We start from the raw sequence: 16,527 nt of genomic DNA on the forward strand, positions 1-16,527 counted from the left end.
TGGGCTGACGATGACACTGGTGTGAATCTGCGCCAATTCGCAGTGGATCGGCCAGTCATTACTGCCCAAGCTTGCCAATTGCTTCTGAATTAATAGCTGCTGGCGTTTTCTGAATAAGCGCCACAGGTCAATCTGATTTGAATCTGAAATGAGACTGCTGCTCGCGCCCATGGAAGGGCTGCTGGATTTTGTGCTGCGCGATGTGCTGACCCGGGTGGGCGGCGCGGATCGCTGCGTGTCCGAGTTCATTCGCATCAGCGGCTCGCTGCTGCCGGACAAGGTCTATCTGCGCACGATGCCCGAGCTGCGCAACGGCAGCCGGACGCTGGCCGGCGTGCCGGTGCGGGCGCAACTGCTGGGCTCAGACCCCGTCAGCATGGCCGAGAACGCTGCCAATCTGGCGCGCCTGGGGCCAGAGGGCATCGATCTGAATTTCGGCTGCCCGGCCAAGGTGGTCAACCGCCATGGTGGCGGTGCATCGCTGCTGCAGGATCCCGAGCAGATCGTGCGCGTGGTGGACGCCGTGCGCCGTGCCGTGCCCGCGCAGATGCCGGTGTCGGCCAAGATGCGGTTGGGTTTCAACGACCGTGCGCTGATGACCGAATGCGCCCAGGCCATGGAGCAGGGCGGTGCCTGTGAGATCGTCGTCCATGCGCGTACCAAGCTGGACGGCTATCGTCCGCCGGCCTATTGGGAAGAGATTCCACGCATCCGCGAGGCGGTGGGCGTGAATGTGGTGGCTAATGGCGAGATCTGGACTGTGGAAGATGCCTTGCGCTGCCGCGAAGTTTCGGGCTGTGACGATCTGATGCTGGGGCGCGGCATTGTGGCCGACCCGGGTCTGGCCCTGGCCGTGCGCCGCGCCGTGGAGCACGGCAGCGTCAGTGCGGTCGCTGGCATTGACTGGCTGGCGCTGGTACCCCAGGTGCAGCGTTTTTGGCATATGGTCTGCGAGGATCTGGAGCCGCGCCAGCGTGCGGGTCGCCTCAAACAGTGGCTCAACCTCATGCGCAGACGTTTTCCCGAGGCCGAGCTGGCTTATCAGGAAGTGCGCACCCAGACCGACCAACGCGCCATCAGCGACTGGGTGCAGGCGCTGCCGCAGCGTGATCTGCAGCAGGAATGGGCCTGGCCGCAAACCATGCCTAAAGCAGACTGTCTGGAGCCAGAGGCCCGAGCAGCTGCAGCATAAGGCGCAGACCCAGGCTGGCATCGGGTTCGGAATACGAATCACTGAGCCCGCTGTCCTGCGGCGCACGCCAGACCAGTTGCCCCTTGGTGTTCAGATCCACACGCCAGCTGTTTTCGGGCAGACTTTCATCGATGCTGTCGCCGGCCAGCTGGCTGAAGCGGCGGCTGGCGATCAGTACGGCGATCTCGGTGTTCTGCAGGCGTGAGCGCATGTCCAGATTCATGGAGCCCACTGCGACCAGCCGCCCGTCTATGACCAGCAGCTTGGTGTGCAGCATGGCCCGCGAAGCACCGGAACTGCCCCCGCTGGAGCCCGTGCCGCCTGCGCGCAGGGCGGAGCTGACATTGGCCGCTTCGCTGCGCATTTCGTGCAATTCGATGCCCATCTCCAGTAATGCCTTGCGGTGGCGGGCATAGCCGGCATGTGCCAGTGGAGCATCGTTGGAGGCCAGGGAGTTGGTCAGTACCCGGATGCGTACGCCTTTGCTGCGTGCGGTTCGAAAGGCATCCATGATCTCCGGCCCCGGTACAAAGTAGGGCGAAACGACCAGCAAGTCCCGCCTGGCAGAGCGAATCAGAGCCAGCAGACCATCGACCACCGACTCGGCATTCAGCGCCGGCGCGGCCAAGGGGGGGAGGCTGTTGGCGTCGTCGGCCTTGAGCACCGCTGCTTCGAATGACTCATCGGCGGCAGTCCGCTCCGCTCCTTCAGCAGGAATCTTGGTGGGGCTGTCGGCCAATACCATGGCCTGGGCCCAGATCCATGGGATCTGGTTCAGATTCAAAGGGCTGTCTTCGGGTTCCGGTTTGGGGACGGTGGTGTTACGGGCATGCTCGGCTTCGCTCCTGGCGTCTTCCTGGTCAAACTGCTTTTTGAGTTTGAGCAAGTCAGGCTCGCTGATCAGCGACTGCACGGGGTAGGCGCGAACATTGTTCCAGTAGCGGTCGAAGCTGCGCGACAAATCCTTGACGACCGGGCCGCCGGTCAAGACATCGAGATCGACAAAATTGCCTTCATTGGAGGCGTCAAAGTAGGCATCGCCCAGATTGCGCCCGCCAATCACGGCCAGGGTGTTGTCGGCCACAAACAGCTTGTTGTGCATGCGCTGCTGCGCGCGCTGAAAGTCGGTCAGCAGGGTCCAGGCTCGGCCGATGGTGGAGGCGCGCGAGCCGGCCAGCGGGTTGAACATGCGCATCTCCACATTGGGCACAAAAGCCAGGCGCATGACCTGCGCGTCCGGCCCCGTGCTGTGGAAGTCGTCCAGTAGCACGCGTACGCGCACGCCGCGCTTGGCCGCCTGCAAGACGGCGCGCAGCAGTCGCCCGGTACTTTGGTCTGCATGGATGGCGTAGTACTGCAGATCCAGCGTTTTCTGTGCGTTTTCCACCAGTGCCATGCGGCTGCTGAGGGCATGCTTGGGGCCGGAGAGCAAGGCAAAAGCCGAGGCGTCTGGCTTTGCCTTGGCCGGGCGAGCCTGAGAGATGAACAGGCCCAGCTCGGTGCCTTGGGGCTGGCTCAATGCGGTGCTGACGGGGCGCTCCACATCCTTGGGCAGCGATGCCGCGCAGCCTGTGAGCAGCATCGCGGCTATGACGCCGGCAAGCAGCGCCAGATGCTTTTGCTGCCTCGATGGTTGCAGCCGTGACGATGTGGAGATAGAAGCCGTCATTGCTGCTTTGTAACCCATGATGACCGAGTTCACATGTCGGACACAGACTGCGCTAGAACTGCTCTCGGCCCTGGACTCTGGCAACAATGCGCAGGTCCGGTCCCAGGCGGGCGACATCATGGAACACCAGTGGCAGACCTTGGTCCAGGCTGTCGAGCGGGCCGAAGTTGGCAATACCCATGGCACCCGTGCCCAGCAGTTTCGGGGCTTGATAGAAGAGAAGCTCATCGACCAGACCTTCGCGAATCAGTGAGCCGTTGAGCTTGAAGCCAGCTTCCACATGCAGCTCATTCGTGCCGCGCTGGGCCAGATCCCGCAGCATGGCCGCAAGATCCACCTTGCCTGCAGCATTGGGCATATCAATAACCGTAGCGCCTAGCGCTTGCAGTTCTTCAATTCTGGATTGCTTTGTGCTGCAGGTATAGATGAGGCAACCGCTAGATGCTTTCAAAACATGAGCGTCCAGCGGGATGTCCAGCTTGCTGTCCACCACGGCAATGCGTGGCTGGCGTGGCGTGTCTACGTCCCGCACATTCATGCGCGGATTGTCTTCAAGCACCGTGCCTATGCCGGTCAAAATCGTGCAGGCACGGGCACGCCAGGCATGTCCGTCGGCCCGGGCGGCCGCCGAGGTAATCCACTGGCTTTGGCCGTTGTGCAAGGCCGTGACGCCGTCCAGCGAGCTGGCTGCCTTCATGCGCACCCAGGGTGTGCCGCGAATCATGCGGCTGAAAAAGCCGATATTGAGCTCGCGTGATTCAGCTCCGCCGGGGCCGATCTCCACATCAACACCCGCAGCGCGCAGCCGCTCGAAACCCTGGCCGGCCACTTGCGGATTGGGATCCGTCAGGGCTCCCACCACCTTGCCGATGCCGGCTGCGATCAAGGCGTCGCAGCAGGGGCCGGTGCGGCCATGGTGCGAGCAGGGCTCCAGCGTCACATAGGCCGTGGCGCCATGCACATCGTTGCCCTTGGCCGCCGCATCGCGCAGCGCCATGATCTCGGCGTGGGGGCCGCCTGCCTGTTGGGTGGCACCTTGCCCCAATAGTGCGCCGCTGGCTGAGACGATGACACAGCCGACACGAGGATTGGGCGATGTGCGGAACATGGAAGTGGCGGCTTGCTCCAGCGCAAAGTCCATCAAGGACGATTGAGAGGGTTGGGCTGGGAGGGAGTTCGGATGAGTGCTCATAAGACGCGGGGAGGAGTCGGTAGCATTATCAGGATTCCGACGAGCGGAGGGCATACGCGGATGGGTGGACTTGCCAGGAAGGAGGTGAGCGGCGAAGCTACGCCTATTCTGGAAGGCAATGTATCTCTTGAAACAAATCAATTCTCCTCGCCAAAGGCGCGTGAGTGGTCTGACACTCATCGAGTTGATGGTCACTATCGCCATTTTGGCTGTTCTGATGGGTTTGGCTGCGCCATCCATGACTCGCTTTGTCGGACAGTGGCGTGTATCCAATGCCGTCAACGCTTTGACAGGGTCGCTGCGCATGGCACGTACCGAGGCCATTGCCAGGGGAGGGGTCGTTGTCATATGCAGCGTTCCTTCGAATTCATCGACAAGCTGCAAGAGCAGTACGGGAACAGATGCTTATGCCAGCGGCTGGATTGTGTTCGCCAACAACGACGGCAACAGCGGGCTGACTTTTTCGGAGAACGATGGCGACGAATTGCTGCTTCGCCAGGAGACGCTTGCAGGCATCGCCGACATCACGCTCAAGAATGGGGGGAAGTTCGTCTTCTATCCCAACGGCTTGACGAATCTGTCATCGGCCAATGGAGTCAATGTTGATGCCTCTGGCTATGTCTCCACCAGCAAGACCCCTTGGGCACGCAAGGCTCTATGTATTTCCAAAGCCGGTCGCATTCGCTACGTGGCGGACAACAGCGATTGCGACTAACGGCCACTTCTCATGCATATTCGACGTTCTCATCGCGGCGCCACCCTTATTGAGGTGCTCATCTCCATGGTCGTGCTAGCTGTTGCCTTGTTGGGCATGGCGGGGCTGACTTCATCTGCCATCAAGTACAACCAGTTTTCCCGCATGCGCGCCACGGGCCTGAGCCTTGTCAATGACTATGCGGAGCGTGCGCGCTCCAATCTGGCGGGATTTGCCGACTACGCATATACCTCGGGGTACGACCCCAGCACGCGTTCCGTAGCCACTTCCGACCCCACTTCGGCTCCTGCCACCTGTACTGTGGACACGTCTGTGCCTGAAACGCCTATCAATTCCTGCGGCAGCGCCATTGCGGCCTACGACCAATCGCAGTGGTTGACGAATGTGGCCAATCGCCTGCCTGGTGGGACCGCCTATGTGACCACCGAACTGACCGATGTGCCTGCAGGAGTCAGCGGCGTGTCGGCCGGTCGTGTTCTCAACATCTGGCTCATGTGGACGGGGATCCTAGAAAGCGCGGGTTTTGCGCTGGCACAGACTTGTCCCAGCGGTGCCAACATTCCTGCAGATGCATCCGTCAACTGCATGTATTTTCGGATCACGTTATGAAACGGATGAAGTTTTCTCGCAGATTGGCCTCCGTTCAATTGAACCGAGGCTTTACGCTGATCGAGTTGATGATCGCGCTGGTATTGGGCTTGGTCATCCTCGCTGCAGGTATGGCGGTATATGTCAGCTCCAGCCGGGGCAGCCAGGTTTCCCAGATGGAGACGCAGCTGAATGAGGATGGGATCCTTGCGTTGAACCTGATTCAGCAGCAGATCAAGCAGGCCGGTTACTCCAGTCAGGTCATCCCAAGCAATGGGGCGACCGTGATGGGAAATTATGCAGGCTTGGCTGTGCGCGGTTGCGACAATGGCTTTGCCGATGCAAGCCTTGCCTTTGACAGCCTGAGCTGCAACAGCAGTGGTGGCAATGGTTCGGCAATTGCCATCCGCTACCAGGCAACAGCCGATAACACCGTTCCTACCAGCGCCGGTTTGCCCACCAACTGCATAGGCAATGGCATCAATGCTGTTACAGCTTCACAGGCGGCTCCGGCTCCCACGCCACCTCCTGGCAATTACGCACTGGCTGATAACCGATATCTGGTGTCGATTTCCAGTAATCAGCCAACGCTTTCCTGCCGAGGAGCAGAGAGTGACGGTGCTGTAGGTGGCCTGGAGCCCCTGTTGGCGAACGTGGAGCGCATGCAGATTCTCTATGGTGTTGCCAGCAGACCCAGCCGCGAACTGGCTGCTACCTACGATGCAATGCGCCATCAGATCATCAGCTATCTGGATGCTGCATCCATTGATGCATTGACCGCGACTGGAACCTTCCCCGATGAAACCCAGGATCGCTGGGGTCGGGTACTCAGCGTACGAGTGTGCCTGGTGATGCGTAGTGAACAGCCTGTGCGCGATGCCCCCGATGGAGGCTTTACCTACAAGGACTGCAACAATGCCGATGCCACTGCCGCCGACGGTTATTTGCGCAAAACCTACACCACAACGGTGCTTCTGAGAAATCGGTTGATTGTTCAATGACTTCCAATCTCCTCATTATTTCCATATGGCGAAACGGCCGAGTCCGGGGTGAGCGTGGCGTGGTGCTGGTTGTCAGTCTGATATTAATTGTCATCCTGTCTCTGCTGGGGACTTTTGCCATTCGCAATGCCACACAGAGCGAGCGCAGCATCAACGGAGTGCGATCCGCCGAGGCGGCTCGAGAGGCGGCCGAGACCGCCTTGCGCTTTTGTGAGCAGATAGCCATGTTCGATGGGGATGGCAAAGACTACAGCGAGTTCGGCACCAGTGGCTTGCGAACCAAGATCATTGCTACGCCGACCGTTGCCTCCGAGCTCGATGCCAGTGCCGCCTGGCGTTCGGCCGATAGTTGGACGGGCGACAGCGCGATTGCCGTTCCAGCCGCTTATTCCACCAAAAATTCAGGTGGGACCGTCGATGACGATGCGGCGGCATTGACAACAGCACCTCTGTGTCTGATTCAGAAGATAGACAACACATCGACCAAGCTGCAGGGCTATTTGATTACTGCGCGCGGATTTGCGAACAACGCCAGCTTCAGCACCAGCACGGGCAAGACCAGCCGGGGGGCGGAAGCCTGGCTGCAATCCGTATTGACGCGCTGAACCCGCCATCCATTTGAGAACCCCCATGAAACTCCGACCCGCCATCCGTCCAAATCTTATTTCGGGCTTCACCCTGATTGAACTCATGATCGTGGTGGCCATCATCGGCATTCTTGCAGCCGTGGCTTTGCCAAGCTATCAGGAGCATGTCCGCCGCTCCAAGAGGGCCGAAGCCGAAGCGCTGATGATGCAGGCTGTTCAATACATGCAGCGCTATTACTCGGCCAACGACAGGTATACCCTGACCGCCGGAAGCGTAAGCACTGAAGCCGAACAGAAGGATGGCAACAACGGCATGCTGCCTGCCGGATTGAGCCAATCCCCGACCTCCGGGACGCAGAACTACACTCTCGCCGTCTTCGCCCGCGATAACCCCCCGACCTACACCATCAAGGCAACGCGTACCGGCTCCATGGCGGGGGATAAATGCGGGACCCTGGTGGTCAACAGCATTGGAGAGAAGAAGGTGGAAAGCGCCGCATCCGGGGTGAGTGCCGCGGATTGCTGGAAATAAGAAGAGAAGGCATAAGCATGAAAATATCGCACATCTTATTCGCCGCTATTCTGGTTCAGGGTGGTGTCAATATGGGGTCAGCTTGGGCTGCTACGGAACCCAGTCAAGCGCCTTTATATAGCGCCGTGCCGGGAGCCAAGCCCAATTTGATGCTGGTTTTGGATAATTCTGGATCCATGGCTTATGAATATCCAGATGGATATGGCCTTACCGATAGTTGTAAAGGTAATAGTGGTGAGGTTTTGGTTCGTGTGGGGAGAAATGATGTTTTCCGGGATTGCAAAGACTACAATAGTAGTAATCAATACTACGGCTGGTATGCGATGCGATCCAGTGATTTTAACCCACAGTACTATAATCCAAGTATTACGTATTTGCCAAGATTGAATGCGAATGGAGTGGCGCAATCTAATCCGTTGGTCTTTGTTGATAATCAGTCTTCTGGGCAATTTAAATATTCTGTATCAAGCGCTAATTACAATATAAACTCCGGCAATAATCGTGTTCCGCTTTATAATGAGTATACGAGTGCTGCCAGTTCAAAGGGTATCTTCACATATGTCCAATGTAAAAATGGGGACTGCTCGATAGCGGCAAATAGAGTGCAATATGATATTGCATACCCTGTTAGTGGATCAGTGAGTTTGCCGCTAGGACATGGGCGAACTGATTGTGGGAAAAATGCGACTACATGCGCAAAAAATGTAGAGCTTCAAAATATTCTCAATTGGTATCTTTGGTACCGAAATCGCTCCATAGCCGTTAGTACTGCCATTGGTCAAGCGCTGCAGAGCTATGAGAATAAATTTCGTGTGGGCTACCTGCAATACAATATTATTGCTAATGGCAAATACTTAACTGCATCTTCTATACAGCGTGGTGTGCGATATTTAAGAGATGACGCTGGGAGTGGTAAGGACTGGAAAACTCAGTTATATACTTGGCTCTATGGTGTGATTCCTGCTGGTGGCACTCCTTCGCATCAGGCGCTTTCACTGGCTGCGGATTATTATTCGGGCACCAATAGTTATGCGAATAGTTCAAATGTTCGGTCAAATTACGGAAATCCGTGGAAGAATGATCCAGCTAATACGAGTGCTGAAAGCAGTGCGCAGGATTTGACCTGTCGACGTTCTTTTGCGATTGTTTTGTCGGATGGTGCATGGAATGCTGGCACCAGCATTAATGCGAATTCACAGTACGCGAGCACTGATGGTACTCAATCTTTTAGTGGCAAGCCGGGAGGAAATTCGGCGACGCTGAAATACAGTCCCAATGGTGCATTTGGCTATAACAGCAGCGTCCTGGCTACAAAGCTTAAAGCACGGAATCTGTATATTCCTTATGGTGATGGAAATATCAGCTCCAAGGGGTTTGCTGATTTGACGGCGGATTTTTTCTGGAATAGAGATTTTTCCAAGCTGGATAACAATGTGCTGCCATTGGATGGGCAGTATAATCCGACATTTTGGCAAAATCTAACCACTTATACTATTGGCTGGGGGCTGACGCCCTCGGGTGATGATGGGGTGGTAGGTGGGTTGACTTGGGCTCAAATCAATAAATACAACAGCGATTGGCTTTCTGGGGTGGCTTCGCCTGTCAAGCCGGCATGGGCCAATGGGAAATCCAGTGTTGATCTGAATAGTTCGAATACGGATGATTCTTTGCGCGTGAATGATTTTATCCGCGCGGGCTATACGGGGGGAGGGCGAGCCTATAGCGTGTATTCAGGCGAAGATGTGCGCAAGGCTATCTCCAGTGCGCTGAGCAGCATGGTGGGATCGGGCAACGATGCCGGTGTGGCTGTGTCGGGTAACAGTAGTGAATTTCAGACGCTGCAGAATCAATACAAATACACCACCGAATACCAGACTGCCGACAATAGCGGTGATGTCAAGGCGTTTGCACTGAAAGCCGATGGTAGCTACGCTTCGGTGGATCCGTCGGGCAAGCCGGTGCCCGCATGGTCGGCGAATGCCCGTATGCCCGTGGTGGCAAATCGTAAGATTTTTGCGCTTTCCAATTACGACCCGAATCTGGTGAGTTCAGGTACACGTTTGGCAATGACCTCCAGCACGGCGCTGAGTAGCTTGCCAGCCGACCTCGTGGCCTTGCTGAATGCCAACAGCCTGCAAAAGACCGACGCCAGCTTTGTTCGCTATATGCTGGGCGAGGATCCGCAGATGGATGTGAACAACACCATCTACCGCTCTCGTGTGGCGCAGATCGGAGCTTCGGTGAATTCGCCTCCGGTATTTGTGGGGGGGCGCACTGACATGGGCTACGACACTTATGGCACGGTTGACGGCAAGAGCATTTATGCGAGCTACCGGGGCAGCAAAAAGGCGTTGCCTCCCACCATTTTCACGGCCACGAACGATGGCAAGGTGCATGTGCTGAATGCCGCAAAGGATGACACGACGCTTGCAGGGATTCCTGCGGGCACCGAACTGGCGGCATTCATGCCCAAGGGCTCCATGGCAGCGCAGATCGACTTGGCGAGTTCGGCATTCCGCTTCCGTTACGTGCTGGATGGCCCTTTGGCTGAGCATGATATTTATGACAAGGTACAGACGAATAAATGGCGCCAGTTGGTGTTTGGCTCTGGCGGGCGTGCCGGCAGCTTTCTGTATGGTCTGGAGTCTCCTCTGAATGCCGGCAATCGCACTCCGACGAAGGACAGCTTTCTGTGGGAGGTGAATGCGCAGACAACGGGCTATGGCGATTTGACGAGTGTGACTAATAACCCGACTGCAGGTCAGCTGGATGACGGCACATGGGTGGTGGTCACGGGCAGCGGCCAGTATCCGGCAGCCGGCAAGAAGGTGGGGCTGTATGTGGTGAATGCGCTGACAGGCAAGCTGGTGAAATTCATTCCTTTGCCGGCAGGATGGGGAAGCGATGCTTCAGGGGGGAATCGTGGTCTGGGCGGCGTGGTCGCCGTGCGCGATACCAGCCGCAAGATCGTGGCGGCTTTTGCTGGTGATGCCAACGGCAATCTATGGCGTTTCGATCTGCGTACTTCCCGGTTCGCTGTGTCTTACGGGCGGCCATTGTTCACCACGCCTGGCGGCAAGAGCCAGCCCATCTATGCTGCGCCGGCTTGGCAGGCGCATCCTGGAGATGGCGGTACATGCGCCCGCAGCGAGACCGTGCAGTGCGGGGCCATGGTGACGATTGGTACGGGCATCCTGTTGGATGAAGATGATCTTGCTCAGCCGGCAGCGCGCCAGGCGATCTACGGTATCTGGGACAAGACGCCGATTGGCGGGGACGATGCTGCGGGTACGGCCAATGTTGCCGTTGCCGACCTGGTGGAGCAGACCATCGACCTGGCTTCGGCCAAGGCTGGCTCGGCAACTGAATCTGGCAAGACCTTCTACCAGGTCAGTTCGCACAAGGTGGACTGGAAGAACCAGCGTGGCTGGATGCTAAAGCTAGGAGTCATTCCCTACAGCGGCGTCATGCCCAATGGTGAGCGTGTGGTCGGTGATCCCTCGAATCTGGGTAGTAGCGTGGTTGTGGCCTCGTTTATGCCCGAAGATAAAAATCTCACCATTGAGTCGTGCACGGCAACGGGTAGCCTGCCTAATGTCATTTATGTGGTGGATGCCTTGACCGGAGGGAATAAATACTCGTATGACATCGACTCCAACGGTGTCTTCGATGCCTACTCGACCGTATTCAATCCCGATGGTGGTTATACGCGTGGCAATATGAATTCGCGCAACTGGCTTGGGCTGCCAAATGAAGGCACGGTGGATCTGAAACCGCAGACGGACTGCACCAATGACACGGGCTTTCTGACTGGCGTGGGCGGCACCCAGAAAATAGGCGACGGCTGCCCTGCTCCCAAGGTGTGGAGGCGCAGCTGGCGTCCCTTGGTCAAGGCGCCGTTTTGATGGTTGACTAAGGCTTGGCGTATCCGAGGCAGGCTCCGCCATTGGGTCTGCCCCGGCATTCCCGGGACAGGCGTTTGTCGCGCTCTGCTGACGTTTCCTCGGAGTTGCTGCGTGTGTTCTGGATTTTGATGCGGTTGCTCTGGCGTTTGGACGTGCTCTTGCCTTCGCCATTTTTTGCGGCCAGTACTGGAGAGGATGCGAAAGCGCAGGTTAGCACCAGTAGCGCTGCTCCAAGCAGAGTTCGGGATGTGACTGACAAGAGGGCGAGCTGCGGCATAGCTGGCTCCTGAGCATATTGGTGCTGATGGAGTTGCCATTGTTCATCTCTGTCTGATCTCTTGCCCTAGGGTTTGCCTGGGCGAAGATTCACTTTTTGCGGGAAAGCTGGCGCTATGGCAGGGGTGGATGGCTGCTTGCTATAATCGGTAGGTTTTGCATGGTGCAAGACGCACGCTGAGGCCTTTCCAGCCTTGGCGCAAGTAACCAAGGTGCTCCCCGCTGAGTGCCAAATCCTAAGGAAAACAAAATGATCGCTGCCGATAAGAAGGCTGAAGTTGTCAAAGCCAATGCTCGTTCCGAAAACGACACTGGTAGCCCCGAAGTGCAAGTGGCTCTGCTGACAGCTCGCATCAACGAACTGACTCCCCACTTCAAGGCTAACGCCAAGGACCACCACGGTCGTCGCGGTCTGCTGCGCATGGTGAGCCGTCGCCGCAAGCTGCTGGACTACCTGAAGTCCAAGGACGCTGACCGCTACACAGCACTGATCGCCAAGCTGGGCCTGCGCAAGTAAGCACGGTGAAAGATCGAAACGCCTGAGTTAGATTGCCTAGCTCAGGCGTTTTTTACTTCGGAGTTCGCAAAACAGAGCGAAGCTGTGTCATTCCAATGCTGTACTATTGATAGCGCTCAGCGCAGCACTGGAATGGCATCGTGTTCTGTTTGCACTCCAAATCAAGACTGGATAAGTGCATCCAGCTATTCATAAAGGAGTCAATATGACCATGTTCAACAAAGTTACCAAGACCTTCCAGTGGGGCCAGCATACGGTCACCATGGAAACCGGCGAAATCGCGCGCCAGGCCTCCGGCGCCGTGCTGGTCAACATCGACGACACCGTGGTGCTGGCCACTGTCGTGGGTTCCAAGATCGCCAAGGCCGGCCAGGACTTCTTCCCCCTGACCGTCGACTACATCGAGAAGACTTATGCCGCCGGCAAGATCCCCGGCAGCTTCTTCAAGCGCGAAGCCAAGCCTTCCGAGCTGGAGACTCTGACCTCGCGTCTGATCGACCGTCCCATCCGTCCCCTGTTCCCCGAAGGCTTCTACAACGACGTGCATGTGGTCATCCACACCATTTCGCTGAACCCCGAAGTCGACGCCGACATCGCTGCCATGATCGCCACTTCGGCGGCCCTGGCTGTGTCCGGCATTCCCTTCAGCGGCCCCATCGGTGCTGCTCGCGTGGGCTACATCAACGGCGAATATGTGCTGAACCCCGGTCAGACCCAGCGCAAGGATTCTCAGATGGATCTGGTCGTTGCCGGCACCGAATCCGCCGTGCTGATGGTGGAATCCGAAGCCCTGCAACTGCCTGAAGAAGTGATGCTGGGCGCCGTGGTGTTCGGTCACGAGCAAGGCAAGATCGCCATCGACGCCATCCATGACCTGGTGCGTGAAGGCGGCAAGCCCGCATGGGACTGGACTGCTCCCGCCAAGGACGAGGCGCTGATCGCCAAGGTGGCCGAGCTGGGCGAAGCCAAGCTGCGCGCCGCTTACCAGGAGCGCAACAAGCAGGTGCGTACCCTGGCTTGCCGCACTGCATACGCCGATGTCAAGGCCGCCTTGACCGAGCAAGGCGTGGCGTTCGACGGCGTCAAGGTTGAAGGCATGTTGTTCGACATCGAAGCCGGCATCGTGCGTTCGCAGATCCTGGCGGGCGAGCCCCGTATCGACGGCCGCGACACCCGTACCGTGCGCCCCATCGAGATCCGTTCCTCCGTGCTGCCCCGCACTCACGGCTCCGCGCTGTTCACGCGTGGTGAGACCCAGGCCTTGGTAATCTCCACGCTGGGTACCGAGCGCGATGCTCAGAAGATCGACGCGCTGGCTGGCGAGTTCGAAGACCGCTTCCTGTTTCACTACAACATGCCTCCCTTTGCCACCGGCGAAGTGGGCCGCATGGGCTCGACCAAGCGCCGTGAAATCGGCCACGGCCGTCTGGCCAAGCGCGCTCTGGCCGCTTGCCTGCCGACCAAGGAAGAGTTCCCCTACACCATCCGCGTGGTGTCGGAAATCACCGAGTCCAACGGTTCCTCGTCCATGGCTTCGGTCTGCGGCGGCTGCCTGTCCATGATGGACGCCGGCGTGCCCATGAAGGCGCATGTGGCCGGTATCGCCATGGGTCTGATCAAGGAAGACAACAAGTTTGCCGTGCTGACCGACATCCTGGGTGACGAAGATCACCTGGGTGACATGGACTTCAAGGTGGCCGGTACCACCAACGGCATCACTGCCCTGCAGATGGACATCAAGATCCAGGGCATCACCAAGGAAATCATGCAGGTCGCCCTGGCTCAGGCCAAGGAAGCGCGCATGCACATTCTGGGCAAGATGCAGGAAGCCATGGGTGAAGCCAAGACCGAAGTCTCCAGCTTCGCGCCCAAGCTCTACACCATGAAGATCAACCCCGAGAAGATCCGTGACGTGATCGGCAAGGGCGGCGCCACCATCCGTGCGCTGACCGAAGAGACCGGCACCCAGATCAACATCGAGGAAGACGGCACCATCACCATTGCCGCCACTGACGGCGCCAAGGCTGAAGCTGCCAAGCTGCGCATCGAGCAGATCACGGCCGAAGTCGAGATCGGCAAGATCTACGAAGGCCCCATCGTCAAGATCCTGGAATTCGGTGCCCTGGTCAACCTGCTGCCCGGCAAGGACGGTCTGCTGCACATCAGCCAGATCGCCCACGAGCGCGTGGAAAAGGTCACCGACTACCTGCAAGAAGGTCAAGTGGTCAAGGTCAAGGTTCTGGAAACCGACGACAAGGGTCGCGTCAAGCTGTCCATGAAGGCACTGACCGAGCGTCCTGCCGGCATGCCCGAGCGCGAGCCGCGTGAACCCCGTGGCGATCGCGAGTACCGCGAACGTGCTCCTCGCCAGAATCGCGAACCCCGCGAGAATCGCGAGCCACGTGAAAACCGCGCAGCCGCTGACGAGCAGCAGCAACAGCAGCAGTAATGGCTGAGCAGGAGTCCGCCGCGAGGCGGTCTCCTGTTTTGTCGTTTGCTGGTTGATTCTGATTTTGTAGCTGCTGGCGCTTTCTGCATAAGCGTTTGAGCCTGATTTCTTTGATAAAGCAAAGCCTGACTATGGAAGCCAACACAATGCGAGCGGTGGAGATCACCAGCTATGGTGCGCCAGACGTGCTGCGCATGGGTGTACGTCCCATGCCGGTGGCGGCTGAGGGGGAGGTGCTGATTCGCGTTGCCGCGAGCGGCATCAATCGCCCCGATGTGCTGCAGCGCAAAGGTCATTACGCGCCACCTCCCGGTGCCTCCGATCTTCCGGGGCTTGAGGTGGCGGGTGTGATCGTGGCGGGCGACGAGGCAGCCATGCGCAAGGCGGGCTTCAAGCTTGGCGACCGTGTCTGTGCGCTGGTGGCCGGTGGTGGCTATGCAAGTTTCTGCGCTGCGCCCGTGGACCAGTGTCTGCCGGTGCCAGAGGGCTTCAGCGACGTGCAGGCGGCGGCCTTGCCCGAGACCTTTTTCACGGTCTGGAGCAATGTGTTTGACCGGGGGGCTCTGCAACCCGGCGAAACCTTGCTGGTGCAGGGCGGCAGCAGCGGCATTGGCGTGACGGCGATTCAGCTGGCCAAGGCCTGGGGCGCGACGGTCATTGTTACGGCTGGCAGTGATGCCAAGTGCGATGACTGTCTCAAGCTCGGTGCCGACCACGCCATCAACTACAAGACACAGGATTTTGCGGCAGAGGTGCAGCGCATCACGTCGGGCGAAGGCGTTAACGTCATCCTCGACATGGTCGCCGGCAGCTATGTGGCGCGCGAAGTCCAATGCCTGGCTCCCGATGGTCGCCTGGTAATCATTGCGGTGCAGGGTGGCGTCAAGGCTGAGTTCGATGCCGGCCTGGTGCTGCGCAAGCGGCTGACCGTGACCGGCTCCACGTTGCGCCCGCGCTCCGTGGCCTTCAAGGCGGCGATCGCCGAGGCGCTCAAGCGCAATGTCTGGCCCCTGCTGGAGTCCGGCAAGGTGCGCCCAGCCATCTATCGTGAATTCGATGCTGCTGATGCGGCGCAGGCTCATGCGCTGATGGAATCCAGCCAGCACACCGGAAAAATCGTTTTGACTTGGGAAACATGAAGCAAAAACTCATTGTTGGCAACTGGAAGATGAACGGCAGTCTGGCTGCCAATGCTGCTTTGCTGCAGGCCATCAAGCAGGGCTTGCCTGCTGGCAACAAGGCGGGCGTGGCCGTGGCTGCTCCTGGGCCCTATCTGGCTCAAGTCCAGGCGGAACTTGCGGGTACTTCCATTGGTGTGGGCGCACAGGATGTGTCCCAGCACGAGCAGGGCGCATTTACGGGCGAAACTTCTGCTGTCATGCTCAAGGAGTTCGGCGTGCGCTATGCGCTGGTCGGTCACTCCGAGCGTCGTCAGTATCATGGCGAGACCGATGCCGTGGTTGCTGCCAAGGCCCAGGCCGCGCTGGCCAAGGGCATCACGCCCATCGTCTGCGTGGGCGAGACCCTGGCGGAGCGTGAAGCGGGTCAGACCGAGGCCGTGGTCAAGCGTCAGCTGGCAGCCGTGATTCATCAGGTCGGCCACTGCGTGAGCGAGCTGGTTGTGGCCTATGAGCCTGTCTGGGCCATAGGCACCGGCAAGACTGCCACTCCCGAGCAGGCCCAACAGGTGCATGCCGTGCTGCGGGCGCAACTGGCGGCGGCCAGCGACAAGGCTGACCGCGTGCCCCTGCTTTATGGCGGCAGCATGAATGCAGGCAATGCGGCGCAGTTGCTGGCTCAGGCCGATATTGACGGTGGCCTGATCGGTGGTGCGGCGCTCAAGGCCCCGGATTTCCTCACCATTATTGCGGCAGCGCAATAATTCGTCTGCGCCGCACTCCGGT

Annotated in this window: 13 protein-coding genes; 11 read left to right on the forward strand and 2 right to left on the reverse strand. The window is 58.5% G+C overall.

Annotated features, from left to right (window positions below; translation table 11 throughout):
* The first annotated feature begins 148 nt into the window (after positions 1 to 148).
* Positions 149 to 1,192, forward strand: coding sequence for a tRNA-dihydrouridine synthase (locus JAO85_RS04715; protein ID WP_202787597.1), 1,044 nt, complete (start codon positions 149 to 151; stop codon positions 1,190 to 1,192).
* Here the strand turns inward: JAO85_RS04715 and JAO85_RS04720 are convergent.
* Positions 1,146 to 2,861, reverse strand: coding sequence for a phosphatidylserine/phosphatidylglycerophosphate/cardiolipin synthase family protein (locus tag JAO85_RS04720; protein ID WP_202787598.1), 1,716 nt, complete (start codon positions 2,859 to 2,861; stop codon positions 1,146 to 1,148). The genes JAO85_RS04715 and JAO85_RS04720 overlap by 47 nt on opposite strands.
* Before the next feature lie 52 nt (positions 2,862 to 2,913).
* Complete coding sequence (gene ribD / locus JAO85_RS04725) at positions 2,914 to 4,002, reverse strand: bifunctional diaminohydroxyphosphoribosylaminopyrimidine deaminase/5-amino-6-(5-phosphoribosylamino)uracil reductase RibD (RefSeq protein ID WP_202787657.1); 1,089 nt, start codon at positions 4,000 to 4,002, stop codon at positions 2,914 to 2,916.
* Between the two features lie 178 nt (positions 4,003 to 4,180).
* Between ribD and JAO85_RS04730 the strand changes: the two genes are divergently transcribed.
* The 10 genes from JAO85_RS04730 to tpiA all read left to right on the forward strand — a co-directional run bounded on the left by JAO85_RS04730 (position 4,181) and on the right by tpiA (position 16,505).
* Positions 4,181 to 4,768, forward strand: a complete 588-nt coding sequence (locus JAO85_RS04730) for a GspH/FimT family pseudopilin (protein WP_237734720.1) — start codon at positions 4,181 to 4,183, stop codon at positions 4,766 to 4,768.
* 12 nt (positions 4,769 to 4,780) lie between these two features.
* A complete protein-coding gene (pilV, locus tag JAO85_RS04735) occupies positions 4,781 to 5,377 on the forward strand; it encodes a type IV pilus modification protein PilV (RefSeq protein WP_202787600.1) in 597 nt (198 codons plus the stop codon).
* On the forward strand, positions 5,374 to 6,357 hold the full coding sequence (locus JAO85_RS04740; RefSeq protein ID WP_237734721.1) for a PilW family protein: 984 nt from the start codon (positions 5,374 to 5,376) through the stop codon (positions 6,355 to 6,357). Before pilV ends, JAO85_RS04740 begins: the two co-directional genes overlap by 4 nt.
* Positions 6,354 to 6,962: a PilX N-terminal domain-containing pilus assembly protein gene (locus JAO85_RS04745; RefSeq protein ID WP_237734722.1), complete on the forward strand. Its 609-nt coding sequence runs from the start codon at positions 6,354 to 6,356 to the stop codon at positions 6,960 to 6,962. The genes JAO85_RS04740 and JAO85_RS04745 overlap by 4 nt, the downstream gene beginning before the upstream one ends.
* A 25-nt stretch (positions 6,963 to 6,987) precedes the next feature.
* Entirely contained in the window at positions 6,988 to 7,476 is a 489-nt protein-coding gene (locus JAO85_RS04750) for a type IV pilin protein (protein WP_202787601.1), read from the forward strand.
* Between the two features lie 17 nt (positions 7,477 to 7,493).
* On the forward strand, positions 7,494 to 11,381 hold the full coding sequence (locus tag JAO85_RS04755; RefSeq protein ID WP_237734723.1) for a pilus assembly protein: 3,888 nt from the start codon (positions 7,494 to 7,496) through the stop codon (positions 11,379 to 11,381).
* Between the two features lie 526 nt (positions 11,382 to 11,907).
* Complete coding sequence (rpsO, locus tag JAO85_RS04760) at positions 11,908 to 12,174, forward strand: 30S ribosomal protein S15 (protein ID WP_003057844.1); 267 nt, start codon at positions 11,908 to 11,910, stop codon at positions 12,172 to 12,174.
* 205 nt (positions 12,175 to 12,379) lie between these two features.
* Positions 12,380 to 14,623 carry a polyribonucleotide nucleotidyltransferase gene (pnp, locus tag JAO85_RS04765; RefSeq protein ID WP_003064373.1) on the forward strand — a complete coding sequence of 748 codons (2,244 nt, stop codon included), beginning with the start codon at positions 12,380 to 12,382 and terminating at the stop codon, positions 14,621 to 14,623.
* Between the two features lie 131 nt (positions 14,624 to 14,754).
* On the forward strand, positions 14,755 to 15,762 hold the full coding sequence (locus JAO85_RS04770; protein ID WP_237734724.1) for an NAD(P)H-quinone oxidoreductase: 1,008 nt from the start codon (positions 14,755 to 14,757) through the stop codon (positions 15,760 to 15,762).
* Positions 15,759 to 16,505, forward strand: a complete 747-nt coding sequence (gene tpiA / locus JAO85_RS04775) for a triose-phosphate isomerase (RefSeq protein WP_039049935.1) — start codon at positions 15,759 to 15,761, stop codon at positions 16,503 to 16,505. The genes JAO85_RS04770 and tpiA overlap by 4 nt, the downstream gene beginning before the upstream one ends.
* Positions 16,506 to 16,527: the final 22 nt, after the last annotated feature.

This window comes from Comamonas sp. NyZ500 (assembly GCF_016772095.1).
Lineage (GTDB): Bacteria > Pseudomonadota > Gammaproteobacteria > Burkholderiales > Burkholderiaceae_C > Comamonas > Comamonas thiooxydans.